This window comes from Pleomorphomonas diazotrophica (genome assembly GCF_002844595.1).
In the GTDB taxonomy this organism is placed as follows: Bacteria; Pseudomonadota; Alphaproteobacteria; order Rhizobiales; family Pleomorphomonadaceae; genus Pleomorphomonas; species Pleomorphomonas diazotrophica.
The window spans coordinates 821676-845766 of record NZ_PJNW01000002.1; the positions used below are offsets into that span (position 1 = coordinate 821676).

General features: G+C 64.8%; 26 protein-coding genes, 2 tRNA genes and 1 riboswitch. Of the genes, 6 read left to right on the forward strand and 22 right to left on the reverse strand.

The window, feature by feature from the left end; genetic code table 11:
- Positions 1–50: 50 nt before the first annotated feature.
- Positions 51–587 carry an isochorismatase family protein gene (locus CXZ10_RS04740; RefSeq protein ID WP_101287922.1) on the forward strand — a complete coding sequence of 179 codons (537 nt, stop codon included), beginning with the start codon at positions 51–53 and terminating at the stop codon, positions 585–587.
- Positions 588–594: 7 nt separating this feature from the next.
- Here CXZ10_RS04740 and CXZ10_RS04745 read toward each other — a convergent pair whose 3' ends face one another.
- From CXZ10_RS04745 to CXZ10_RS04755, 3 genes are all read right to left on the reverse strand, one after another.
- Positions 595–792, reverse strand: coding sequence for a hypothetical protein (locus CXZ10_RS04745; protein ID WP_101287924.1), 198 nt, complete (start codon positions 790–792; stop codon positions 595–597).
- 138 nt (positions 793–930) lie between these two features.
- Positions 931–1007 (reverse strand) — tRNA-Asp (locus CXZ10_RS04750).
- Between the two features lie 349 nt (positions 1008–1356).
- On the reverse strand, positions 1357–3369 hold the full coding sequence (locus tag CXZ10_RS04755; RefSeq protein WP_180335860.1) for a lytic transglycosylase domain-containing protein: 2013 nt from the start codon (positions 3367–3369) through the stop codon (positions 1357–1359).
- A gap of 229 nt (positions 3370–3598) precedes the next feature.
- On the opposite strand from CXZ10_RS04755, the gene dapA reads away from it, so the two are divergent.
- From dapA to CXZ10_RS04775, 4 genes are all read left to right on the forward strand, one after another.
- Positions 3599–4474, forward strand: a complete 876-nt coding sequence (gene dapA, locus CXZ10_RS04760; protein ID WP_101287928.1) for a 4-hydroxy-tetrahydrodipicolinate synthase — start codon at positions 3599–3601, stop codon at positions 4472–4474.
- A gap of 13 nt (positions 4475–4487) precedes the next feature.
- A complete protein-coding gene (smpB, locus tag CXZ10_RS04765; RefSeq protein WP_101287930.1) occupies positions 4488–4970 on the forward strand; it encodes an SsrA-binding protein SmpB in 483 nt (160 codons plus the stop codon).
- Between the two features lie 51 nt (positions 4971–5021).
- Positions 5022–5111: transfer RNA gene (locus tag CXZ10_RS04770), tRNA-Ser, on the forward strand.
- Positions 5112–5363: 252 nt separating this feature from the next.
- Positions 5364–5447, forward strand: a riboswitch (ZMP/ZTP riboswitch).
- A gap of 20 nt (positions 5448–5467) precedes the next feature.
- Positions 5468–6106 (forward strand): LysE family translocator, encoded by a 639-nt coding sequence (locus tag CXZ10_RS04775; RefSeq protein ID WP_101287932.1) that lies wholly within the window; start codon positions 5468–5470, stop codon positions 6104–6106.
- A gap of 193 nt (positions 6107–6299) precedes the next feature.
- Here CXZ10_RS04775 and CXZ10_RS04780 read toward each other — a convergent pair whose 3' ends face one another.
- Positions 6300–7163 (reverse strand): alpha/beta fold hydrolase, encoded by an 864-nt coding sequence (locus CXZ10_RS04780; RefSeq protein ID WP_101287934.1) that lies wholly within the window; start codon positions 7161–7163, stop codon positions 6300–6302.
- Positions 7164–7214: 51 nt separating this feature from the next.
- Positions 7215–8156, reverse strand: a complete 942-nt coding sequence (locus CXZ10_RS04785; RefSeq protein ID WP_101287937.1) for a GlxA family transcriptional regulator — start codon at positions 8154–8156, stop codon at positions 7215–7217.
- A 77-nt stretch (positions 8157–8233) separates the two neighbouring features.
- Here CXZ10_RS04785 and CXZ10_RS04790 point away from each other — a divergent pair, with 77 nt between their 5' ends.
- A complete protein-coding gene (locus CXZ10_RS04790; RefSeq protein ID WP_101287939.1) occupies positions 8234–8938 on the forward strand; it encodes a DJ-1/PfpI family protein in 705 nt (234 codons plus the stop codon).
- A 79-nt stretch (positions 8939–9017) separates the two neighbouring features.
- On the opposite strand, the gene CXZ10_RS04795 is transcribed toward CXZ10_RS04790, so the two are convergent.
- From CXZ10_RS04795 to flgC, 17 genes are all read right to left on the reverse strand, one after another.
- Complete coding sequence (locus CXZ10_RS04795; protein WP_101287941.1) at positions 9018–9692, reverse strand: response regulator transcription factor; 675 nt, start codon at positions 9690–9692, stop codon at positions 9018–9020.
- Between the two features lie 331 nt (positions 9693–10023).
- Positions 10024–10590, reverse strand: coding sequence for a transglycosylase SLT domain-containing protein (locus CXZ10_RS04800; protein ID WP_101287943.1), 567 nt, complete (start codon positions 10588–10590; stop codon positions 10024–10026).
- Positions 10544–11761, reverse strand: a complete 1218-nt coding sequence (fliK, locus tag CXZ10_RS04805) for a flagellar hook-length control protein FliK (protein WP_101287945.1) — start codon at positions 11759–11761, stop codon at positions 10544–10546. The genes CXZ10_RS04800 and fliK overlap by 47 nt, the downstream gene beginning before the upstream one ends.
- Positions 11758–12930: a chemotaxis protein gene (locus CXZ10_RS04810; RefSeq protein WP_101287946.1), complete on the reverse strand. Its 1173-nt coding sequence runs from the start codon at positions 12928–12930 to the stop codon at positions 11758–11760. Before CXZ10_RS04810 ends, fliK begins: the two co-directional genes overlap by 4 nt.
- On the reverse strand, positions 12927–14357 hold the full coding sequence (locus CXZ10_RS04815; protein ID WP_101287947.1) for a MotB family protein: 1431 nt from the start codon (positions 14355–14357) through the stop codon (positions 12927–12929). The genes CXZ10_RS04810 and CXZ10_RS04815 overlap by 4 nt, the downstream gene beginning before the upstream one ends.
- Before the next feature lie 5 nt (positions 14358–14362).
- Positions 14363–14986 carry a hypothetical protein gene (locus CXZ10_RS04820; protein ID WP_101287948.1) on the reverse strand — a complete coding sequence of 208 codons (624 nt, stop codon included), beginning with the start codon at positions 14984–14986 and terminating at the stop codon, positions 14363–14365.
- Entirely contained in the window at positions 14986–16647 is a 1662-nt protein-coding gene (gene fliF / locus CXZ10_RS04825; RefSeq protein WP_101287949.1) for a flagellar basal-body MS-ring/collar protein FliF, read from the reverse strand. The genes CXZ10_RS04820 and fliF overlap by 1 nt, the downstream gene beginning before the upstream one ends.
- Before the next feature lie 167 nt (positions 16648–16814).
- Positions 16815–17840 carry a flagellin N-terminal helical domain-containing protein gene (locus CXZ10_RS04830; protein WP_101287950.1) on the reverse strand — a complete coding sequence of 342 codons (1026 nt, stop codon included), beginning with the start codon at positions 17838–17840 and terminating at the stop codon, positions 16815–16817.
- Positions 17841–18104: 264 nt separating this feature from the next.
- Positions 18105–18863, reverse strand: coding sequence for a flagellar type III secretion system pore protein FliP (gene fliP / locus CXZ10_RS04835; protein ID WP_101287951.1), 759 nt, complete (start codon positions 18861–18863; stop codon positions 18105–18107).
- A complete protein-coding gene (locus CXZ10_RS04840; RefSeq protein ID WP_101287952.1) occupies positions 18860–19384 on the reverse strand; it encodes a flagellar basal body-associated FliL family protein in 525 nt (174 codons plus the stop codon). The genes fliP and CXZ10_RS04840 overlap by 4 nt, the downstream gene beginning before the upstream one ends.
- 8 nt (positions 19385–19392) lie before the next feature.
- Positions 19393–20076, reverse strand: a complete 684-nt coding sequence (locus CXZ10_RS04845; protein WP_101287953.1) for a flagellar basal body L-ring protein FlgH — start codon at positions 20074–20076, stop codon at positions 19393–19395.
- Positions 20073–20639 carry a MotE family protein gene (locus CXZ10_RS04850; protein WP_101287954.1) on the reverse strand — a complete coding sequence of 189 codons (567 nt, stop codon included), beginning with the start codon at positions 20637–20639 and terminating at the stop codon, positions 20073–20075. Before CXZ10_RS04850 ends, CXZ10_RS04845 begins: the two co-directional genes overlap by 4 nt.
- Positions 20640–20722: 83 nt before the next feature.
- Positions 20723–21790 (reverse strand): flagellar basal body P-ring protein FlgI, encoded by a 1068-nt coding sequence (gene flgI / locus CXZ10_RS04855; RefSeq protein ID WP_101288363.1) that lies wholly within the window; start codon positions 21788–21790, stop codon positions 20723–20725.
- Between the two features lie 272 nt (positions 21791–22062).
- On the reverse strand, positions 22063–22521 hold the full coding sequence (gene flgA / locus CXZ10_RS04860; protein WP_101287955.1) for a flagellar basal body P-ring formation chaperone FlgA: 459 nt from the start codon (positions 22519–22521) through the stop codon (positions 22063–22065).
- Between the two features lie 18 nt (positions 22522–22539).
- Entirely contained in the window at positions 22540–23328 is a 789-nt protein-coding gene (gene flgG / locus CXZ10_RS04865) for a flagellar basal-body rod protein FlgG (RefSeq protein WP_101287956.1), read from the reverse strand.
- Between the two features lie 10 nt (positions 23329–23338).
- A complete protein-coding gene (gene fliE / locus CXZ10_RS04870) occupies positions 23339–23674 on the reverse strand; it encodes a flagellar hook-basal body complex protein FliE (protein ID WP_101287957.1) in 336 nt (111 codons plus the stop codon).
- Positions 23674–24090, reverse strand: a complete 417-nt coding sequence (gene flgC, locus CXZ10_RS04875; RefSeq protein ID WP_101287958.1) for a flagellar basal body rod protein FlgC — start codon at positions 24088–24090, stop codon at positions 23674–23676. The genes fliE and flgC overlap by 1 nt, the downstream gene beginning before the upstream one ends.
- Position 24091: the final 1 nt, after the last annotated feature.

Consider the following 24091-nt stretch of genomic DNA (forward strand, 5'->3'; position numbering starts at 1 on the left):
CCATGGTTGGCTGGCCGTCCTTGAAAGACGGCACGGCAGGGAGGGCCGATATGGACGTGATGCTCGTCGTCGACATGCAGGTCGGCCTCAGGAATGGACTGCCGAAATACGATCTGCTGGGTGTCGTCGGCCGTATCAACGCCCTTGGGGCGGCCATCCGCAAGCGAGGCGGCCGGGTGGTGTTCATCCAGCACAATGGCGGTGAGGGCGACAGCTTCGAGCCGGGCACGCCCGGCTGGCGTTTCCTGCCGGAACTGAAGCGGGCACCCGATGATCTCGTGGTAGCCAAGAGCCTCAACGACGCCTTTCACGACAGCCCGCTGTCGGAGATTGTCGACAACCTCGGTGCAAAGCGTCTGTTCGTCACCGGCTGGGCGACCGATTTCTGCGTCGATTCCACGATAAGGCGGGCCGTGACGCTCGGCCGAACCGTGGTGCCGGTTGCCGATGCCCATACGGTCTCCGACCGGCCGCACCTGTCGGCCAGGGCCATCATCGAGCATCACAACTGGGTCTGGGGCGGCCTGATCGCGCCCGGTGGCGTCGAGGTGATGCCGACCCACGCCATCCTGAACGGCAACACCTGATCGCCCCTCAGGACGCAAACCCATCGCCGAGCTTCGGAACGACCTCTTCGCGCCAAAGTCGTTCTTCTTCGTCCGACAGGGCGGCCTCGCCTTCGCTGATGACCTTCTGGGCGGCGAGATAGGCGTCGGAGCCTTCTCGCAGTTCACCGTTGTCGACCAGCGTCAGCAGCGCTTCCGATAGCAGGAGATTGGATTGTCCGAGCATGGGATGAGCCTCCGGATTGACGGCATGGAGGCCTAACGCGTCAAGGATGGAGATGTTCCCAAATGCAACAGGGATTCTGAAGTCAAATATGAAAAACATCGCCCTGGGCGATGATTTTATTTCTCTTTCAGGAGAAAGTGGCGGGAGTGACGGGGCTCGAACCCGCGACCTCCGGCGTGACAGGCCGGCACTCTAACCAACTGAGCTACACCCCCGCTGGGCCGTATCGTACCGCTCGCTGTCTGTCGGCAGCGCCGCGTTCCGTGTTGGTGAGCGGTGAATTAGGGGATGCCTCCGGGGAAGTCAAGCGGCCTTTTTCGACTTTTTCTCGGGCCGGGGTGCCCCGCATGCGAAACTGGCGGAATCCTCCTGAATTTCCTCGTCAATTTCCTCCTGTGGGTTGTCATGCGAGAGGCCGTTTGACGGGCGGCACTGTATCCAAGAGGACTTTGCCGGCGAATCCAAGCGAACGCTTCGGACGATAGCGCGACCGCGCGCGCTCAACGCCCTGGGGAAGCGCCGACACATCGTTCCACGGCTTGGCATGGTACCAACGGCAGCCGATCAACTTCCGCGGCGGAGATCGTCTGCAATGGCAAGGCGGGCGCCGTCGAGGCGCTCGCGATAGACCTGGATGTTCTCGAGGACCCGTTGCACGTAGTTGCGCGTCTCGCCGTAGGGGATGCTCTCGATCCAGTCGACAGGGTCGACGCCGGGATTGCGCGGGTCGCCGAAGCGCTGCACCCATTCGCGAACACGGCTCTTGCCGGCGTTGTAGGCGGCAAAGGTCAGGATATAGGAACCGCCGAACTCATCCAGAAGCTCACGAAGATGGGCGGCGCCCAGTGTGGCGTTGTAGCCGGGATCGCTGGTGAGGCGATCCTTGGAAAACTTGACGCCGATCGCTTTCGCCGTGTTGGCTGCGGTGGTCGGAATGAGCTGCAAGAGACCGAGGGCGCCGGCCGACGAACGGGCGCGCGGATCAAAGGCGCTTTCCTGACGGGCGATGCCATAGACCATCGCCGTTTCCACCAGCTTCTGATGGCGGGCGCTTTCGGGAATCGCGTCGAGCGGAAAAGCGAGGCGCTCGGCTCCGAGGCCGCGATCGGCGGCAAGCTTGCCGATCTGGAGGGCAAGCCGGTGGTCGCCCTGGCTCTCGGCGAAGCCAGCGAGCAGCGCCACTTGGCCGCCGGTGGGCAGCGTCTTCGCCAGTTCGAGATAGAGGAGGTTGGCATCGCTGTCCCGACCGGCCCTCAGCAACTGCACCAGAACGCGAGCAAGGTCGGTGCGCGCGAAGGCGGCCCGGTCGGCGTCGCTGGGTTTCGGCGCCGGCGGCATGCCAAGGGTCGGAAGGCCAAGCTTCACGCGCGACAACTGACCGTAGAAGGTAAACTCGTCAGCGGCGGCACGGCCGTAGCGGTTGCGCGCGTTGTCGATGCGGCCGGCGGCCTCCTCGGCGCGGGCAATCCAGTAGTTGGCACGGGCGCGGGAAATCGGCTTCTGGGACACCGTTTCGAGATCGGCGAAATGCCGGAGCGCCGACTGCGGATCCTTGAGGAAGCGCAGGGCATACCAGCCGGCATGGAAATAGGCTTCCTGCAGCGTGGTTTCGTTGCCGCCCGCCTGGCTGGCCACGACCTTGTAGGCGAGGCGATGGCTGCTCTTCTCCATGAGGTCGCGCGACACGATGCGCCGCTCCACCCACCACTCATCGCCGTGCGGCGCCGTTGCCTTGGCGGCGACCGACAGAATGGCCTTGGCCGCATCCTCCGGCCGGTCGGCGCGGCGATGCCATTCGGCGAGCGTGAAGGCGTAAAGCGGATCCTTGCGGGCAGCCTTCGGCACGGCGTCGAGCTTGCGGCCGGCGTCAGAGCTGCCGCGCAGCACGGCGGTGCGGGCTGCGGCGAGGGCGGCATAGCCGTCGGTCAAGTAGGGCGTGAGCGCCGCCGCCTGGGTGACGCGGTCGGCGTACATCAGCATGTCGTAGCGCGCCTTGTGCTGGGCGCGGGTCAACACGCCTCCGAACTCGGCCATCACCGCCTTGTCGTCGGCCGGCGACAAGGGTTCGCGCGCCCACCAGGCACCGAGCAGCGCCGATGCGTCGGCGTTGCGGCCTGTGGCGATCAAGGCGCGGGCGAGCGACTTCGTTCCCTTGTCAGAGATCGGTGCCGAACCGCCATAGGCGGCGATCTCGTCGGCCGGGGCGAGATTCATGTCGGTGAGTGCCTGCTCGGCCCGGCGGCGCATCAACTCCACCGAGGGCCAATCGGGGCGGCGGCGCGCGAAATCGGTGATGGTGGCGGGCGTCAACCCTTCGGCGCCGCGACGAATGGCCATCCAGGTGACGATGTCGCGATCAATCTCCGGCAGGCTGGCGGCGATGGTGAGGGCACCGGCGAGGTTTCTGGAATCGAGCGCGTCAAGGGCCGAACGCAGACCGTCGACACTGCTCTGCGACAGGTTCGGCAGCGCACCTGTGATGTCGGCAGCGGGGCCGGCAAGGCTCGGTAACGGCTCCGACAGCATGGCCGGCAGGGCGATCAGCAGCGCGGCAACGAGCGAAGGCGTCTTGAGCATGGCAACCCTCATCAAGTGAAAATTAACTTCAAGATGTCGCCACTTTGTTGAGGAAATCTTGACGCCGCCGACGGGGGGAGGGTGAACCCGATTTATGACACGGCTTTGTGGCAAATTTCCACAAAGGCGGGCGGAGCAGTTGTCCTTCGCCCATCCTCGCCTTATTGTCCGCCGGCTGCGGACCGGGGGGCACTTTCGCTTCCCGCCCAGTCCATCATGAAGAGGGATCATGTTCAAGGGATCGATCACCGCGCTCGTCACGCCTTTTCGCGACGGTGCCATCGATTGGAAAGCCTTCGAAGCTTTCGTCGATTGGCAGGTCACGGAAGGCAGCCACGGCCTGGTTCCGGTGGGGACCACGGGCGAAAGCCCGACGCTTAGCCATGACGAGCACAAACGGGTGGTCGAGGCCTGCATCAAGGTGACGGCCGGCCGCGTGCCGGTGATCGCCGGCGCCGGCTCCAACAACACGGCCGAGGCCATTGATCTCGCCCAGTTCGCCGAAAAGGCCGGGGCGAACGCGCTGCTCGTCGTCACGCCCTATTACAACAAGCCGAACCAGGAAGGCCTTTACCGGCACTTCAAGGCGATCAACGACGCCGTCGGCCTGCCGATCTTCATCTACAACATCCCCGGACGGTCGGTGATCGACATGTCGGTGGAGACGATGGCTCGGCTCAACGAGCTCAGGAACATCGTCGGGGTCAAGGATGCCACGGCGAAGCTCGAACGCGTGTCCGCCCAGCGGCAGGCGATGGGTCCCGGCTTCATCCAGCTCTCGGGCGAGGATGGAACAGCGTTGGCCTTCATGGCCCACGGCGGGCATGGCTGCATTTCGGTGACGGCCAACATCGCGCCGCGCCTTTGTGCCGAGTTCCAGAACGCTTGCCTCTCGGGCGACTTCGCGACAGCGCTGTCGATCCAGGACAAGCTGTTCCCGCTGCACAACGCGCTGTTCATCGAGCCGAACCCGCAGGGTGCCAAATACGCCCTGTCGCTGATCGGCAAGATGCAGAACGAGCTGCGCCTGCCGCTGGTGCCGGTGGCGCCCTCGACGGAAGCGGCCCTGCGCAAGGCGCTCGAGCACGCCGGCCTTCTGAACTGACGGATGGCAGGTGATGGCGCAGAAGAAGAAAAAGGCCGATCCGAACCGGAAGGTCGTCGCCGACAACCGGGCGGCGCGCTATCACTACGCGCTCGGCGAAAAGCTCGAGGCGGGCATCATGCTGCTCGGCACGGAGGTGAAAAGCCTGCGTGCCGGGCGCATCAACCTGGGAGAGGCCTATGTCGGCGTCGCCGGCAGCGAGGTCTACCTCTACAACGCCCACATCCCCGAGTATCTCCAGGGCAACCGGTTCAATCACGAGCTCAGGCGTCCGCGCAAACTCCTGTTGCATCGCAGGCAGATCGACCGGCTGATCGCCTCGATCCAGCGCCAGGGCATGACCATCGTGCCGCTCCGCCTCTATTTCAACGAGCGCGGCATGGCGAAATGCGAGATATCGGTGGCCGAGGGCAAGAAGCTGCACGACAAGCGGCAGGCGACCAAGGAACGCGACTGGAACCGCGAGAAGGCACGGCTGCTTCGCTCGCACAACTGAGCGAATCCCTTGCCAAGACGACGAAAAGTCGACATGGTCGCGCGCCGGCAGGGACGGATGGCCGAGTGGTTTAAGGCAGCGGTCTTGAAAACCGCCGAGGGTGCAAGCCCTCCGTGAGTTCGAATCTCACTCCGTCCGCCATCGGGCGCCGATAGCCCTCTATTGTGCGATATGACCGCCAATGGTCGCGCGTCCAGCAAGTGGCGCGACGGTTGACGATTCTAGGCTTCAGCTCGGGTATGTTCGGCAGGACCACACATTGATTCAGTGCAACTGTGGCAAGTTACGCCCTCATTTGCGACGTAGAACGCCAAGTGGAGATGGGGAATCTAACGTTCGTGAAACATCCCCGCCAACACCTGTTGTACAAGATCCGAGACCGCAACATTGTGACGCGATCCGCGTGACCGGCGAGGTCAGTGGGATCACCATCGGGGAGCGCGGATCGTTTGGGACGCCGCTCGCCGAGCTCTCCGCTAAACGAAGGGAGACTGCCGATGTCTGCATCTCTTGCAATCTTCAGCATCCTCGGAGCGATTCTCCTCGGCGCTGTTAGTCCCGGCCCAAGCTTTGTCCTCGTGTCCCGCATTTCCATGAAGTCATCCCGTATGGACAGCTTGGCGGCGGCTTTAGGAATGGGCATCGGAGGTGCGATCTTTGCGACATTGGCGCTGTTTGGTCTCGTGACGATCCTTCTTCAGGTGGAATGGCTGTACTTGGCGCTTCGCGTTCTCGGCGGCTTCTACCTAGTCTACCTCGGCATCCGCATATGGTGCGGTGCGTCGGAGCCGCTCGACGTTTCGAACGCAGACACGACGCGTCCATCTTCGACCGTCCGTTCGTTCGCACTGGGGCTCGTCACACAGCTAAGCAATCCCAAGACGGCGATCGTTTATGCCAGCATCTTTGCAGTTCTCCTGCCCGCATCGGCGCCGTCGTGGTTATTCCTGTCGTTGCCGCCGCTGGTCTTTGCGCTGGAAACGTCATGGTACGCCGTTGTCGCCTTAGCTTTCTCGGCACAAAGGCCCCGCGCTGCCTACCTGCGCTCAAAGGTATGGGTGGATCGGGCTGCCGGTGCGGTACTGGGAGTCCTTGGGGCACGGCTTGTCTCGGAGACGTTCCTCTCGAGGAGCTGACGCAGCCAACGGCATGGAGGTCTCCGCTTCCTGGATCCGGAGACAGAAGCGGACGGCCCCCCATCCTCCATCGTCGCTCCACTGAGGTTGAGGAGAGGCATGGCGGGCTGTGGCGTAAACGTAGTTCTCCATTTCATCGCTCTCAACTCGCCAGAGCGATACGATGACCATGTTTGGGTGCGCTTTGACGCCGCTAAGTTTGGCGAGCGGAGAGGCCGTCGGCGAACTGGAGCAATGCTGCGACAAGCAGGTCCGGCGCCTCAACCGACAGCAACTCGCCACTGCCCGGAATCGTCTTTCCCTGTACCCGGCTGGCGCCTGCCTTGCGTAAGCCATCAAGATACGGGTCGATTGGCCGGCGATCGGCGTCGCCACGCAGGTAGAGAATGGGGGTGTCGATCGGTTGGGTGACGGCGTTGTGCTCCGCATCCTGGGGCATGGAGCGGTACCAGTCGAAGCCGGTACGAAGCGCTGATGGCGTCGCGTATTGCTCGACGCAGGCTCGGCGAAGCTGGTCGTCGAGCTTCGTCTTGTCGGCAGCCAGCATGTCGAGAAAGAAATCGAAATAGGCCCGTTCGCGTCCGGTGACCAAGATTTCCGGAAGATTGGTAATTTGGTGCAGGGCGAAATGCCAGATTTGCGGATGGGCGAGCAGCTCGTTCCACGGATCGAGCCCCGGCAGGACCGTGTTCATGATCACCGCGCCGGCGACCCGGTTGCCGAAGTCGCGCGCCGCCGCGAAGGCGATCATGCCGCCGACGTCGACACCCGCCACAATGAGGTCCCTGGCGCCTAGGGCATTGGCACCGTCAAGGATCGCCTCGGCGATATCGGCTTTCAACGTTGGGATCGGGGTGCCGCCTGTCGATTTGCCAGTGCCGGGAAGGTCGAACGCGAGGACGAACCGCTCCTTGCTCAATTGCGGCATTACCGGCGCCCAGATCGCGCTGCAAAGCGGCCAGCCATGGAGAAGGACGATGGCGGGGCGTTCGGATGAGCCGGCAGTGAGCGCCGCAAGGCGGAGAGCTCCGACTTCGGCGAATGCTTGCGTGGACATCAGCCGGTAACGGCTTGGCCGTCATTTGGTTCCCGGAAACCTACCGCATTGTCATCCGAAGGCGCGGCGGATGGCTTGCGGCGGCTGCCGAAAGTGCCTCAGGAAGGCACGACGCATGCGTTCCGGGTCACCGAACCCGGTCGTTGCCGCAATCTGCTCGATCGGTTCACGCGAGTTTTCCACCCGCTCTCGCGCCGCTTCCAGCCTGAGACGCTCGACCGCCTTGGCGGGGCTGGTACCGACCTCGCGCAAGAAGGCGCGCGCGAAATTGCGCGGGCTCATGGCCATGCGCTCGGCGAGTTGTTCCACCGTAAGCCGCTCGGCAAGATTGGCACGCATCCAATCGAGCAGCGGAGAGAAGATTCCGGCGTCGCCGCCCAGCTCGGCAAGCGCGGAGAACTGCGACTGGCCGCCCGGCCGGCGATAATAAACCACCATTTCCTGCGCCACACGCCGGGCGACCTTTTCGCCCAGATCGTCGGCGATCAACGCAAGGGCGAGGTCGATGCCGGCGCTGATCCCCGCTGACGTCCAGGTTTCGCCGTCGCGGATGTGGATACGATCGGCTTCGACCATGACCGCCGGAAACAGCTGCTGAAGCTGTTCCGCTCGACGCCAATGGGTCGTTGCTCGCTTGCCATCGAGCAAACCTGCCGCAGCCAGCGGAAATGCACCGGAGCAGACGCTGCACATGCGTCGGACATCGGCAGCGCGGTTGCGCAGAAAGGCAATCGTATCAGGGCATTGCATCGCATCGCGACTGCCGTTGCCGCCGGAGACGATCAGTGTGTCGAGGTTGGCGGCCTTGGACACAGCCACGCTATCCATCGAGGCACCCGACGAACTTGCGACCGATCCGCCCTCGATCGACAGGATCGTCAGCCGATAGGCGTTCGGCCTTGCCCGGCCGGCAATCTCGAACACGGTGATCGGCCCGGCGACGTCGAGGAGCTGGAAGTCGTTGTAGAGAAAGATGCCGATGTTCTTGGTCATGGCTGAAAACGAGGGATCCTTGTCGTTTCGCCAGGTTGCTCGCTCCGGCATGATGGAGCAAGCAAAAAGGAAGTCCCATGACCATGTCGCCATTCAGAGTCGTCTTCGCCATCTATCCCGGCATGACACAGCTCGACTTCACCGGGCCATATCAGTTCTTGTCGCGCCTGCCGCAAGGCGAGGTGGTCGTTGCCAGCGCGGCAGGGGGAAACGTGGCCAGCGAAGGGCTGATTTTCGCGGCAACCCAACGGCTTGCCGATATTTCTTCCTGTGACCTGATCTGCGTTCCCGGCGGCGCAAATGCGACGACCGTTGCGTTGGACACCGATTTTATCGGAGAAATCAGGCGCCTGGCGTTCACCGCGCGTTATGTCACGTCGGTCTGCACCGGGTCGCTGATCCTCGGCGCGGCGGGCCTTCTGAAGGGACGGCGCGCCGCCTGCCACTGGGCATGGCGGCATCTGCTGCCCTTATATGACGCAATCGCCGATGAGGGGCGTGTTGTTCGGGACGGCAACCTCATCACCGGTGGTGGGGTGACGGCCGGTATCGACTTCGCGCTGGCAGTGCTGGCTGAGGTCGCCGGAGCCACAGCGGCTCAGGCGATCCAGCTCGGGCTCGAGTATGCGCCGGCGCCGCCTTTCAGCGCCGGGCATCCCGACAGTGCTCCGCCTGCGGTTCTCACCGCCTATCGCGAACGAATGGCCGGCCTGCTACCGCTTCGGGAAGCCGAAGCTCGCGCAGCTGCCGAACGACTCGCTGCCATGGCGAGCGAAAGATGACGGAGATTGTCATGCATCCTCACGGACGCATGACAACTTCGCTTTGTCATCGCATCGGACCGCGGCTGGACGTTGGCCTTCAGCCGTTTTCCAGCATGTAGCCGACATAGCGTTTGGAATCGATCGGATCGAAGCCGAGGCGCGCCCGCAACTTCTTGCGCAGCTTGCTGATGTGGCTTTCGATCACGCTCTCTTCGACCTCTTCGTTGCAGAAGCCGTAGACGAAGCCGAAGATCTTTTCCTTGGTGACGCGTTTGTTTTGATTTCGCACCAGGTACTCAAGGATCCGGCGTTCGCGGCGCGGTAGCACGAAGGGTTCGCCATTCACTTCCGGGTCGCGCCCGTCGAAGAAGACGCGCATCGACCCGATGATCCGGCAATCCTCGGTCTGACCGCCGGCCCGGCGCTGGATGGCGCCGGCCCGGGCGATGATTTCGCGGACATGAACCGGCTGCCGGACGACGTCGTCGACGCCGACGGCGAACAGATTCAGTGTCTGCTCGAGGCTGGGAACGTCACTGAAGGCAATCAGAGGAGCACCGCATCTCTCACGGATGATTTTCGGCACCGACTGACGATCTTCGCAACTGCCCAGCAGAAAGCCCTCGATGGTTAAAAGGTCGCTGTCAGGTGCGGCCCCCATCCAGTCTCGGAACTCCGGCGATCGAAACCCGATCGAGGAAACCCCTTCTCGTTCAAACCCTGACGCATAGCCGGAAGTTACAATCTTCCGGTCATCAATGATAACGAACATAGCTCACATTCCCCGTCAATCGACCTGTTGGTAAAGATCAACGTCGGGAATACGCTAGGTTGATAAGTGTGGATTGGTCAACGTTTTGCCATATGTATCTGGCATGCTTCTGGAGACGTGTTTATATATTTGGAAACGCTACCAGTCCAATTTGTCAGACAAACGCCGCGATTAAGTACTGAAAAATTCGATAAAATTAAGAACTGTTGTCAATGAAGTTCATTTTCTATTCATAATGGGTTTCATCTATACGCCGTTCCCAACCCCGGTCAAGTCCCCTGGGGTATACGCTCCGTGTATTTGCTTAAACTTTGATGAGCGATCAGCCGGTCTAGTGGCCGCAGAACGCCGCCGAGTTGGGCGTCCAGGCACCAAATCCGCTCCGCACCATGTTCCCGATGACAAGGCAAACATAGCGCTTCTGCGCCGGATTGTTGTTCGGGCCGGCGTGATAGCGGGCAACGGCCATCGTCCAGGTGTCGTGCCTTGCGTGCAGCTCGTTGAGGAAGCGGGCGGCATATTGGACGTTCTTGTGAGGATCGAACATCTCGGTCACCGAGGCGAAGCGTTCGCCGTGATAGTGGTGGTTGATCTGCATGCAGCCGAGGTCGATGAGCTTGACGCCGCGCGCCCGCTCCGTCTCGAAACGTGCGAGGCCCTCCGCAAGGCTGGGGGCAACATAGGGTTTGCCGGCGATGTTCATCGCCAGCGGCTGCAATCCTTTCTTGCCGCCGCTCTCGGTCATGCCGACGGCGTAGAGCACACCGAGCGGGATGCCGTACTCGTCGGCCGCAGCCCGCATTTCGCGCTCGCAGATGGTCAGTTCCTCGGCGGGGGCGCTATCCACGCAGCTAAAGGTAGAGATCGCCGCCAGAACGGCCAACGCCGCTGTCTTCATGGGTCACTCCTTGGGTCTGATTGGGGCGGGCCGGCTGTCGATCGCCGCCGCCCATCGCATTGTTCGGGTCTCGATGACCGCCCGCCTGGGCGCCGGACTGACCGGCCGAAGCCTGGCTGCCCGAGCGGCTATCGCCCGCCATCTGGCCGCCGTCGGGTGTCGTTGAGGTGGTGATGGCCACGACATCGGCGGTGTAGCCCGAACCGCGCAAAGCCCGCGTCAGCATGTCCCGATCCTTGGCGAGAAGATCGGCGGTTTCCTGGCGGGAGGCTACCACCTCCAGCTCCAGCGTCTTGTCGACAAGCCGCATCTTGAGAACGACAGCGCCGAGATCCTCCGGTTCGAGCTTGACGTGCAGCACCTTGAGCGGTCCGGAATGGCGGGACGGCTCCGTCGTCTGCGAGCTGGTGTCCGCTGGAGCCGCGTCGGCGACATTGGCGAGGTCCTCACCGATCGCCGTAGCGATCTGCTGCACCGGCGAGAGGCGCGCCACCGGCTCGAAATGCGTCTCACGGGTGACGACGGACATCTTGATGGGGTCGAGGTCCGGCGTTTCCGTTTCGACAGACGCATCCGTGACACGATCGAGCAGGGACGATAGCGCCGTGAAGGGATCAGCCGCCTCGGTCGTCATCGGCTGGACCGTGTCGGTAAGCGCGAGATCCAGACCGGCCGTGGAAGGCAGCGTCAGGCCCGCCGCCCGGTCGAGACGATCGGCTGGGTGGGCGGTCTTTTGCGGCGGCTGAGCCGCGACATCGATGCCCGACTCGCGTGTCGCAACGAGGGCCGCCAGATCAACTGCCGCGGCACGCTGCTGGCCTTGCGGCTCACCGCCCAGAATGGTCTGCCAGGCGAATGCCGATTCTCCGCCGGCTGGCGGCTCGACGAGTTGCGCGGCGGCGTCGGTCTCGATTGCCGGATCTGCCGTCTTGTCGTCCTTGGGCCCAATACGGTGGCGAAGGGTCGACCCGAGCCTGCCGTCATCGAGAGGCGTCTTCGTGTCCTTGCCGGCAGTCCCCTTGGCGGCGTTTTCGTGATTGCCCAGCTGTTTGAGCAGCGACCGGAAAGCAGCCTGCCGGCTGTCGCCCTCCTTGGAAGCGGCTTTGCCGACGGTCTTGTCGACCGGTTTGTCCGAGGTCGGTGGAGCAAGCGGCGTCTCGATCCTGGTCATGGGCTGTTCGCCTTTTCAAGAAGGGCATCGGCGGCGGAAAGACCGGCTTCGGCGGTGCGCATGGTCGCGGTCACCCATTTGTCGCCGCGCTGGGCATCGGCGGCGACCACCGGGACCGGGTCGAGCGGGGAGGGGGCGGCCGGCACCTCGCCAACGGCGGCGGCGACCGCGACCGCGGCGTCCAGGAGATCGGTGTCGCGTCGGCCGAGCTGACGACGGTTGAGGCTGTCGAGCCGCTTGCGCACGTCGCCGATGTCACGGCCGGCGACGATCGAGGCGGCGGCATCGTAAAGACCGGCCCGCATGGCGTCGCTGCCGCCGAGCGGGGCGAGTGCCGCCGCGTCGGCCGCCGCCGACCGTGCCGTGCCGAGCTTGCCGTGGACGACAGCCGCCTGGGCGAGTTGCAGGAACAGCGCCCGCTGGTTTTCCGGGTCGGAGGATTTCAGGATCGCCTCGAGGCGCGGAAAGCGGTCGTCGCCGTCGGCGATGCCCAGACGGGCGATGGCGGTCGCAAACCTCTGGCGAAAATCCTCGGCATAGATCGACGTGCCGAAGCGGCGAAGATACTGGCGCGACAGGAACTCGAAGCGATCGAGGTTGCCGGTCTGGGCGATGAGGAACACCTCGCGGCGCAGCGCGGCTTCTTCCACGAGCGTACCCGGCATCAGCAGACGAGCGTCGTCAAGAAGGCGGATCGCCTTGGGAATATCCTCCCGGGCGATGAGGCCGGCCTGAACCAGCGCCACCTGACCGCTGAGCGACATCGGCAGCGCGCGGGCGTCGATCGGCAACAGGCGCTTGCGGGCTTCCTCCTCGTGGTTCTCGATATAGGCGAGCGCGCCCCTTGCAAGATCGGCGTCGACGGCGATTGGTGGCTGGAGCGAGAGAAGGCGCCGCATCAGCCGGGGGCTGCCGCCGGACAGGGTATAGGTGACGGCGGCGCGCGCATTGCGCCCGTCCCGCCAGACGGCCGGATCGGCAGCAAGGGATCTCCGTTCCATCAGTCCGAGCAGTTCGCGCTGCGCGGCGACGGCGGCGGCGTTGCCGCCGGCGATCTGCGCCTGCAAGGTCTGCAAGGTGCGCACCATCTCGAAGGGCGGAGCGACTTCCTCGGCGGCGAGCGGACCTGCGGCCAAGAGCGAGACGAGCAGGAGGATGCGGCGGATCACGTCGATGCCTCCCGGATCAGGATCTCGATGCGACGGTTCTCAGGCGCCTCCGGGTCGCCGGTGTTCTTCAGCCAGTGATCGGCATAGCCTTCGATCTTCTCGAAGCGCGTTTCCGGAACGCCGCCCCGCACCAGCATGTAGTAGGCCATGTGGGCGCGAGCGGTGGACAGGCGCCAGTTGTCATAGTCCTTGTTGCGGAACGGACGGGCGTCGGTGTGGCCGCGCACGACGATCTTGCCGGGCCGCTTCTCGATCAGCTTGCCGATCGCATCGATGGTGCGGATGAGTTCGGGCTCAGGTTCGGCCGAACCGACGGCGAACATGCCGAACTTGCGCTCGTCCATCAGCGTCACCAACAGGCCTTCCGGCGCTGCGGTCACCTCGATGCCCGGTGTCGGACCGATGTTGCCGACGGCGGCCTGGATGTCGTGGTCGAGCGTCGTGGCGTCGACGCCGGTCTTGGCTTCGGCGACCTTGGCCGGCGCGGGCGCCGGGCTTCCGATTGGCTTATCGGGAGCGAAGAGAGGCTTTTCCGGCTGAGCGCCATTGGCCTTGTCAGGCTCGATCGCCACCGATGGCGGGGTCGGTTCCGGCTGGGACGCCTTGGCAGCGACGTGAATCTCCTTGGCATCCTCGGCGCTCGGTGACGCCGGAGGCGGAACGGCAGGTGCGTTGGCGAGCGTCTCGCTCTTCTCAACCTCGTTCGGCACCGGCTTGGCGGGCGGGGTGGGCGGGACGGCGACCTTGGCCTCGTCCTTTGCGGCAGTATTGGCTTCGGTTGCAGCGGGTTGGGCCTCGATCGGCTTGCGCTCCACCTTGTCGTTGGCGACCTCGGCGCCGCCCGCCTCCTCACCGTCACCAGGGGACGGCGTCCGGGACATTTTCCAGTAGACGGGGTCGAAAGGATCGCGTTGGGCGTCGCCGCCGTTGAGACCGGGTTCGCCGGACTGGCCGAGCGTCTCGAAGGCACCGACATTGTCCGCCAACTGATCGGGTTCAGAGCCGGCGACCAGCGCCGCCAGCACCGCGTAGGGGTCCTCGAACAGGGCCGCTTCCGAGTAGCGCGGCTTGCGCTCGTTTGGCTTGTCGAGCGTCTGGCTGTAGCCTTCCAGGCTGGCGTCGACGCTTTTCACGGCCGACCGTTGATCCTTGCCGTCGGGCACGCCTTCCTTCTCGGTTTCCAGAGGATCGCGCAGACCCTTCTTGTCGACGGTGGCCTCGGCGAGCTTGATCGGGTTGAAATAGCTGGCAACGGCCTCGCGCGTCTTCTGGTCGGTGGCGTTGATCAGCCACATGACCAGAAAGAAGGCCATCATGGCCGTCATGAAGTCGGCATAGGCGATCTTCCAGACACCGTGCTGCGGCGCTTCGATCCTGCGGTTCAGCGAGCGGCGGACGAAGACGATTTCCGGGGGTTCGGCACTCATGGCGCTCACTCTTCACTGTGCAAGAGGCGGGCAACCCATTCCCGGAGGCGGGTCTCGATCAGGGTTTCACCCGCCGTCACGACGATGTCGGCATGATCGCCAGGGCGAAAGGTGATGGCGGCAGCGTGTCCGCCCAGCTTTTCGGCAAGCCGATCGAGAAGGTCGGCCGGCCCGGTGATCTCCAGGGGCGGCGCCGAGCCGTCGGTCATCAGGCCACGGAGGCAGTCGGCGAGGTCGTCCACCGACCGATCGACCACGCGTTCGACCAGAAACGGCCTGAGCGCGCGGGCAGCGGCGACACCAAGCTGTTCGCCGAGCTCGGCGAACCGCGCATCGATGGCCGCAGCGATGCGGTCGGACTGCTCCTCGACCCAGGCGTTGCGGGCAACCTCCTGCTCGGCGCGGAGCGATCTCGCCTGTTCGGCCAAGGCCTCGGTCAGTTGCCATTCGGCATCGGCGCGTTCCTCCGCCCGTACGGCGGCGACCGCCTCGGCGACCCGGCGCTCGATCTCCTCGGCAACGGAGTAGCCGAGCGGCTCGATAGGAGGCTCGGCCTCCAGCGCCACCGGTGGCGGATCGGGTCGGTCGAGATCGAAGACGGCGAGGACGTCGATGGCCGAACGGAGCATCAGGCGGCCTCCTCTTCGCTCATCCACTGCCTCAGGATGCTGGCAGCCTGTTCCTCATCCATCTCGACAAGCTGCTCGAGCACCTTGAGCGGCGAGTTGCGCATGCGGGCGTTCATGTCTTCGATCAGATGCTGCATGGCACCGGCGGCCTCTCCGACCGGAAGCGCCGCCTGTCCGGCGCCGGGCAGGGCGGCAGCGGCTTCACCAGAGGTATCGGCAAGAGCGACGGCTTCCTTCTCGTCGGCCTTCGCTTCGAGGCGCGGCAGCAGAGCGTTCATCGCCGGCCGGAGGCCGAACCAGATGAGCAGCAGGGCGACGGCGAGAATGACCACCGCATTGACGACCGTACCGGCCTGGCGCAGCAGCACGTCCTTGAAGGTCAAAGGCGGCACGGGCTGCATGTCGGCGTAGTTGTCGCTGAAATCGACGGCGGTCACCTGAATGCGGTCGCCGCGCTTTTCATTGAGTCCGGCGGCGGAGGCGGCAAGGTTGCGCATTTCCGTCACGCGCGCCTCGACGGCCTCGGCAGTGGGATTGTCGCCGAGGGACTGAGCGATGCGATTGCGGTTGACGATGAGAGCGACCGACAGCGACTTCACCTGATAGCCGTCGCTGATCACCTCCTTGGTGGTGGTCGATATCTCGTAGTTGGTCAGCTCCTCGCGGCGCTGGTTCTCTTCGCTGGAGCGCTCGCCAGCGTCGGCCGACTGCACCGTCTCCTCCGGCAGGTTCTGCTCGACGGTGGTGGGCGCATCCTGGCTGGAGTTCTGCGAGTTGCCGCTCTCCCGCACGGTGCGAACCGACCGTTCGACGCGCGAGTCCGGGTCGAACAGCGTCTGGTTGGTGCGGGTGCGGTCGGTGTTGAGTTCGGCGGCGACACTGATCTGGAAGTTCTCGGACCCGAGATAGGGCGTCAGCGCGTGGCGAATGTTGGCCTCGATGCCGGTCGCCACGGTGCGTTCGAGACGGTTGGTCTTGCTGCCAGGCAGGGTCGTCGCGTCCTCGCCCGAGGCCAGCACGGTGCCTTCGGTGTCGAGTACGGTGATGCGGTCAACGCCGAGGCCCGGTACGCCGCCGGCCACCAGTTGCCGGATCGCCTCGGCCATGCGGACGTCTTCGGGCACGTCGGTGCGAATGATGACCGAAGCCGACGGCGGCTGCTGGTCGCGCCGGAACGAGCCACGGTCGGGCAGAACAATATGGACGCGTGCCGCCTTGACGCCCTTCATCGTCTGGATGGTGCGGGCGAGTTCACCTTCGAGCGCCCGCACCCTGGTCACTTCCTGCATGAAGGAGGTGAGGCCGAGCGAGCCGAGCTCGTTGAACAGCTCATAGCCCGCTGCGGCGCTGCGCGGCAGCCCCTTCTCGGCCAAGAGCATGCGTGCCTGCGAGGTCTGGGCCGGCGTGACGTAGACCGTGGCGCCGTCGGCGCTGACATCGAAGGCGATGCCCGCGTCGGTCAGCGCCGAGCCGATGCGCGAGGCGTCGCCGTTCTCAAGGCCGGTGTAGAGCACCGTGTACTGCGGGCGGCTCAGGTAGTAGGCCGATCCGGCGATCAGCGCCATCATGGTGGCGGCGACCATTGCCAGGGCGGCGAGCCGCCGCGGTCCGAGGTCGAGGAGATTGAGCCAGAGGGTTTCGGCGTGTTCGCGAGCGGTCATCTGTCGATCTCGATGCGGTCCGTTGCGTCAGGGGCGGAGCCGGCGGGGCCGGAGGTCTTCTTGCCGGCCAGTGTCGGTCGGCAAACTTGCGCGAGCATTGCCGCCAAGGAAAAAGCCACGCCCCGGAGGGCGTGGCTTCCAGACGGCTTTGAGCGGGTGGTGGCCGCTTAGCCGCGGAACAGCGACAGGATGTTCTGGCTGTTGGAGTTGGCGATCGACAGCGCCTGGATGCCGAGCTGCTGCTGGGTCTGCAGAGCCTGGAGGCGGGTCGACTCGGCGTTCATGTCGGCGTCGACCAACTGGCCGATGCCGCGGCCGATGGCATCGGTCAGCGCCTGGACGAAGTCCTTCTGCGTGTCGATGCGGTTCTTGACGGCACCGAGGTTCGAGGCACCGTCCGTCAGCTTGCTGAGGGCGGCGTCAACGATCTCGATGTAGGCCGTCAACTTCTCCTGGTCGGCAGCCGAGTCGGTGAGCGCAGAGATATCCAGGTCCTTGATCGACAGCGTCTGGGCCGTGTAGGCCGGGGTCGCCGCACCGTCAGACGTGGTGATGGCCCACTGGGAGTCGAACAGACCCTGGCCGCCGACCTTGACCGCACCCAGCGCGAAACCAGCGGCGTCGGCGGTCGGGGCGGTACCAACGGCGGTGGCACCGGTGTTGGCGTCGTAGAGCTTGATCTCGTTGACGTCGACCTTGATGGTCTCGATCGAGATCGCATCGCCGACACGCGAGAAGGAGGCGACGACCGACTTGTCCTTGTTGAAGTCGGCAGCCGCGGAATCAACCGACAGCCAGTTCTCGCTGTTGAACACCGACGACGAGGCGATCGAGCTCATCTGGCCGAGACGGGCCTTGATGTCTTCCTGGATCTGGCCACGGTTGACGCCCGGGGTCTTGGCGCTGACGAGCAGCTTGCCGATCTCGGTGAGCTCTTTGACGGTGGCTTCGAGAGCGGTGTACTGCACGTCCACCGTCGCGGCGCCGAGGCCAAGGCTGTCCTGCACGGCAGACAGCGACTTGTTGTCGGAACGCATGGTGGTGGCGATCGACCAGTAAGCGGCACCGTCGGAGGCCGTCGAGATGCGCATGCCCGTGGAAATACGGTTCTGCGTTGTGTCGAGCGACTTGTTGGTGGACGCGAGGGTCTGGAGGGCGGTCATTGCCGCGGCATTGGTCAGAAGGCTGGCCATTTTCGTATGTCCCTTTGTGATCAGTGAAATGGGACATTCCGGGTTTTCACCGGGATGGCAGGAGCGGCATCATGCCCTTGGATCCTCTTGGTTCGCTGAGCGATCCAACCTGCCATGGCCACACCATGTCCGATGAGGCTTGCGCGAAGCTGACGCGCCGCAAATGGCCGAAAACGCCAGTTTTTCCGCGACAGTGGTCTGTTTCCAAATGCAAAAGCCCGCTCCGGCAGGGGAGCGGGCTTTGATGGACAAGACGTTTGCCGGCTAGAAGAAGGACCGAACCAGGCCGCCGACCAGCATGTTCCAGCCGTCGATCAGCACGAAGAACAGCACCTTGAAGGGCAGCGACAGCACGGTGGGGGGCAGCATCATCATGCCCATGGACATGGTGAGCGTCGCCACGATCATGTCGATGACGAGGAAGGGCAGGGCGATCAGGAAGCCGATCTCAAAGCCGCGCCTCAGCTCGGAAATCATGAAGGCGGGGATCAGCACCCGAAGCGGCGCGGCGCCGCTTTCGGGCTTGATGCCGAGATGTTCGACGGCGAGATCCTCGAACAGCTTCATGTCCTTGTCACGGACGCGTTCGGCCATGAAGTCGCGGAACGGATCCGAAATCTTCTCGAAGGCCACTTCCTCGGTGATCTCGTTGCGGGTCAACGGCAGCACGCCGTCGGTCCAGGCCCGATCAAAGGTCGGCGACATGACGTAGAAGGTCATGAACAGCGCCAGAGAGATCAGGATGAGGTTGGCCGGCGTCGTCTGCAAACCGATGCCGGAGCGCAGGAAGGACAGCGCGACGACGATGCGCGTGAAGCTCGTCACCATGATGAGCAGCCCGGGCGCCACCGACAGGACCGTCAGAAGGGCAACCAGTTGGACGATGCGGCCGGATGCCGATCCCTCGCCGGCCGGGATCAGCGAGCCGAGATCGGGAATGCTGCCACCGAGGCCGGGAATCTGAGCGAAGGCCGGCGCGCCTGAGACGGCCAGCAGCAGGATGGCGAGCAGGAGTTTTTTCACTGGACGACCAGGCTTTCGATGATGAGATCACGGACGTCGCCGCCCGAGCGGATGGCGACGCGGTCCTTGAGATCTTCGCGCAGGTGCTGAAGCTGGGTTGCGCCCTCGAGTTGTCCGACCTTCAGCGTCTTCAGGAAGGCGAGGAGATCCTCGGAGATTTCCGCCGAGATGACCTCGGAGTTGGGCATCTCGTCCTCGAAGACGATCGCCGCGTCGAGACGAAGCCAGACGTCGGCCGGTTCGGTCAGGTTGGTCACGATCGGCTTCAGGCGATAGAGCCGTGAGGTGCGGGGATCGTGCTCACCTGCGGCAACCGTATCCTTCTCCTTGGTGGCATCGGCGATCTGCGCATAACGGACGAGATGGATGCCGAGGCCGAGACCGGCCGCCACGGCCAGTATCGTCAGAAACAGCGCCGGCTTCAGTACGCCTACGCGTTCGGGCATCGGCGGCCTGCGCACCTCGGCGTCGGCCTCGGTGGGCGCCGCCTCGCGGGCGGCTGGAAGCGAGAGCTTGGCCATGCTGCCTCTCAGAAGGGAGCCACGCGATCGTAGAGCTGGTGGAGGACACCGGGCTGCTGCACTTCGGTCAGCCGGCCACGGCCGCCATAGGAGATGCGGGCCTCGGCAATCTTCTCGTAGGGCACGACATTGGTGCCGGAGATGTCGCGCTGACGAACGATGCCCTGGATATTGACCACCCGCATCTCGTAGTTGACGCGCATTTCCTGCGAGCCGGAGATGATCAGATTGCCGTTGGGCAAGACGCTGGTGACGACCGCCGCCAAGGTAACCTTGATCGCCTCGGAGCGTTCGACCGCGCCTTCGCCCTTCGAGCGGGACGAGGAGTTGACGCTGCCGTCGAGGCTGGCATCCGACCCTTCGCCGGCCACCGAGAAGCCGAAGCCGGCGCCGAAGCCGGCGCTGGAGACGCGGGAGCGCTCCGACGAGTTGTCGAGCGCGGCCTTGTCGTTCATTTGGATCAGAACGGTGAGGACATCACCGACCTGATGAGCGCGGGAATCACGAAACAGCCCCTCTCCGCCATGGACATAGGTGGAGTTGGGGTCGCGGAACATCGCCGGCGTGGGCGTCAGCGCGTTGAGCGGCAACGCCGCGCCGACCTGCGACATCGCAGGCTCGGTATTGAGATCGGGAGAAGTCGTGCAGCCGACGAGCGTCAGGCCGGCGATGAGAAGCAGGACGCGCTTCAAGGGGTCTCTCCTTTGGCGGACAGTTCGGTCATGCCGGCCAGTGCGCTGGCGAGCTGCGAGGCGCGGGCAGGGTCCATTTCGTTGAGAATGGCGCTGGAGGCGCGGGTGTTGAGCCGGGCGAGGACGGCCGCGGCCATGTCGTCGTCCAGGGCGGTGAGCTGGCCGGCGGCGGCTTCTGGCCGCATCTTGGCGTAGATCGCCACGACATCCTCGCGGGCAGCGGCGAGGAAATCCTCGCGCTTCTTCAGCCAGGCCTCGTATTCGGCCCGCTTTTCCTCAAGGGCGGCGATGCGCTCGGCGATGCGTTTGTCGAGCGCTTCCAGCGTCGACTTCTGCCAGGCGTAGCGGGCGTCGGCGGCGACGTCGCGGATGTTGACACAATACTGGCGCGCCTCTTCGGTCAGCGCCCGCATTTCGAGGCCTGAGTGACTGGTGGCGGCGGTCTCGATCGGCGACACCGTCTTCGGTGCCGTCTCGGCTGCCTGCGTCACGACAGGGCAGAGCTGAAGCGCCAGGGTCGCTGCGAGCAGGCGAAACAGAATGCGCCGTCGGATCGACGTCATGCCGAAACCCCTTCAGTCGTTGAGTTCATGGGTTGCAGGATCGCACCGCAGTCTTGCGCGGGGCTGGCTCCGCTGGGCGCGGATCACTGCACCACGAGATCCGCCTGGAGTGCGCCGGCGGTCTTCATCGCCTGGACGATGGCAATGACGCCGGTCGGTTTGAGGCCGATCTGGTTGAGGCCGCGCACCAGCGTCTGAAGATCGGTGCCGCCGATTATGGCAAGGTTGCCGCCGCTTTCGCTGGCGTCGACCATGGTGCGCGGCAGCACGACCGTTTCGCCCTTCTCAGAGAATGGAGCCGGCTGCGAGGCGACCGGCGCTTCGGTCACGCGGATGCTGAGGTTGCCGTGCGTGATGGCCACCGTCGAGATGCGGACGTCGGCGCCCATCACCACCGTGCCCGAACGCTCATCGATGACGACACGAGCCGGCGTGTCCGGACGTACCGGCAGTCCTTCGATCTCGGCGATGAAACGGGCCGCCGACATGCCGCGCGGTTTGATGAGCGCAACGGTGCGATAGTCGCGTTCCTCGGCGACAGCCGCGCCATAGCGGCGCCGGCTGTAGGTGTTGATCGCATCGGTGATGCGGATGGCGGTGCGGAAGTCGGGATTGCGCAATTTGAAGGTCAGTGCGCCGAGACCGTCGAGGTTGGTCTGGAGCTCGCGCTCGACCAGAGCGCCGTTCGGGATGCGGCCGGCTGTCGGCGTGCCCTTCTGTACGCTCTCGGCCATGCCGGCGGCGCTGTAGCCGGTAACCGCGATCGGTCCCTGCGCCACCGCGTAGACCTCGCCATCGGCGCCGGCGAGCTGGGTGATGATCAACGTGCCGCCCTGCAGCGAACTGGCATCGCCGAGCGAGGCAACGCTGACGTCGATGCGCGAGCCGGCGCCGGCGAAGGCCGGCAGTTCGGCAGTGGCGATCACCGCGGCAATGTTGCGCGTACGGAGCGCGCTGTCGCGGACGTTGACGCCGAGACGCTCCAGCATCGACTGCAGCGACTGCTCGGAGAAGGCGGCGTTGCGCAATGTGTCGCCGGTCCCCTGCAGGCCCACGACGAGACCGTAGCCGACGAGCTGGTTCTCGCGGACGCCCTCGACGGAGGCGATATCCTTGATGCGCACGTCGCCGGGCGACAGCGAATGCACCATGGTATCCGGTGTGGTCGGGGCCTTGGGCTCAGGGCCCGTTCGCGCCACGACGGGCGTGACGGTGGGAGGCGGCAACAGCGGCGCGTTCGGCGCCATGTCGGCGGCCAGCAGCGTCGGTTCGCGACCGTCGACGAAGGGCAGGCGGCCGTCGACAATGCTGACCACCTCGCCGGTCTGGGGATCGAGGGTGATCGGCATCCGCGGGCCATCCTCGGCGAAGGCCGACTGGAAACCGAGGAAGCCGGTGACGAGGCCGGCGATAAGGAGACGCATCAGCTCTTTCCTACGACGATGCTGCCGTCGGCCTGGACGACGCCGACGATGACGGTGCCGGACTCGGTGTTTCGTACCCGGATCACCTCACCAACGCTGCCGGACTGCATCGGCTCGGCGTAGGTGATGATGGTGAGCCCGCCCTCGACGAAAACGAGACGAACCGGGACTCCGCGCCGCACCAGCTTGGGGTTCTCGACGGCATTGACGGTGATCGGCTGCCCCGGCAGCAGGGTGCGCCGCGCTACCTTGCCGACCAGCATCTCTCGGCCGGCGACGACCGCTTCGAGTGAGGCGCGCGTCAGACGGAAGCGGCGCTCGGTCAGCATGTCGTCGGTGATCGGATCGCCGGGGTAGATGGTGATGCCGGGGACCGGCAGCGTCGACACCATCTGAGCGCCCGCCGGCAGAGTGGCGGCGAGGAAGGCGAAGGCGGCAATGAGCAGCAGGCGTTTCATGGAAAAGCCTTTCCGGCGTCAGCGCAGTCCGTTGGAAACGGTGCCGGCCATGGAGTCGGCCGCCTGGATGACCTTGGAGTTCATCTCGTAGGCGCGCTGGGCGGAAATGAGCTCGGTGATCTCAGAGACGGGATCGACGTTGGACGCCTCGAGATATTTCTGGCGGATCTTGCCGAAGCCCGGATCGGTGGGGATGCCGGCGACCGGCGTGCCGGAGGCGAGCGTCTCGCGATAGAGGTTGCCGCCGATCGGCTCCAGGCCGACGTCGTTGGTGAAGTTGGCAAGCGACAGCTGACCGAGAGACTGCGGCGCCGCCTGTCCGGGAACCGTGGCGAAGATCTCACCGGACTCGTTGACCGTGAGGTCGGTCGCGTTGGCCGGAACGAGGATCGCCGGCTGCACGGCGTAGCCGTCGAGCGTGACGAGCTGGCCGTCGGCGTTCTTGTTGAAGGCGCCGGCGCGGGTGTAGAGCGTCTCGCCGTTCGGCCCGTCGACCTGGAACCAGCCGCGGCCGTCGATCGCCATGTCATAGGTGTTGCCGGTCAGCGTCAGGCCGCCCTGGAGGTGAAGGTTGCGAATGGCCGCGGCGCGAACGCCCAGGCCCTGTCGTACGCCTTCGGGGATCACCGACTGGCCGCCCTGGTTGGGCACGCCCTGCATACGCTGGGTCTGATAGAGCAGGTCGGTAAATTCGGCGCGCGACCGCTTGAACGCGGTCGTGTTGATGTTGGCGATGTTGTTGGCAATGACCTCGACGTTGAGCTGCTGGGCGGTCATACCGGTGGCGGCGATGGCGAGCGCTTTCATCTCTGGCTCCTCAAATGGCCATGCGGCCGATTTCCTGGTAGGCGGATACGACCTTGTCGCGAACGGCGAGGGCGGTTTGCAGCGACTTCTCGGCGGACATCACCGCTTCGACGACCTGCTGCACGCTCATCTTGCCTTCCATGCCGGCGATGGAGGCGGCTTCGCCGGCCCTGAGGTCGGCCATGGCCGAGCCGGAGACTTCGGCCAGCACGTCCATGAAGTCGACCGGTTGAGCGGCCGTCGAGGCGGCGGCTTGGGTGGGCGCGGCGGCACGCACGGAAGGGGCTGCGGTCGGCGGCGACAATCGGTCGAGGTTGAAATCGAGCGAGGAGATGGGGTTCAGCATCACGAGTTCCTCAGGAGGTCGATGTTCATCGTCAGCATCGAACGGGCCTGGGTGATCGCCTCGACGTTGGCCGAGTAGGACCGATTGGCCTGGCGAAGGTCGCTGAGCTCGATGAGCACGTTGACATTGGGCATCTTGACGTTGCCGTTGGCGTCGGCAGCGGGATTGCCGGGATCGTGGGTCACCTCGAAGGGACTGCGGTCGGCGCCGATATCCTTGACCACGACGGTCGGCGTTCCCATGGCGCGGTCCATCTCCTCGGCAAAGGTCACGGTCTTGCGACGATAGGGATCAGCGCCGGGCGTTCGGCCGGTCGACTGGGCGTTGGCGAGATTTTCGGAGACGATGCGCATGCGCGTCGACTGGGCCTGCATGCCCGATCCGGAAATCTTGAGGGCGGCGGCTAGCTGGTCCATC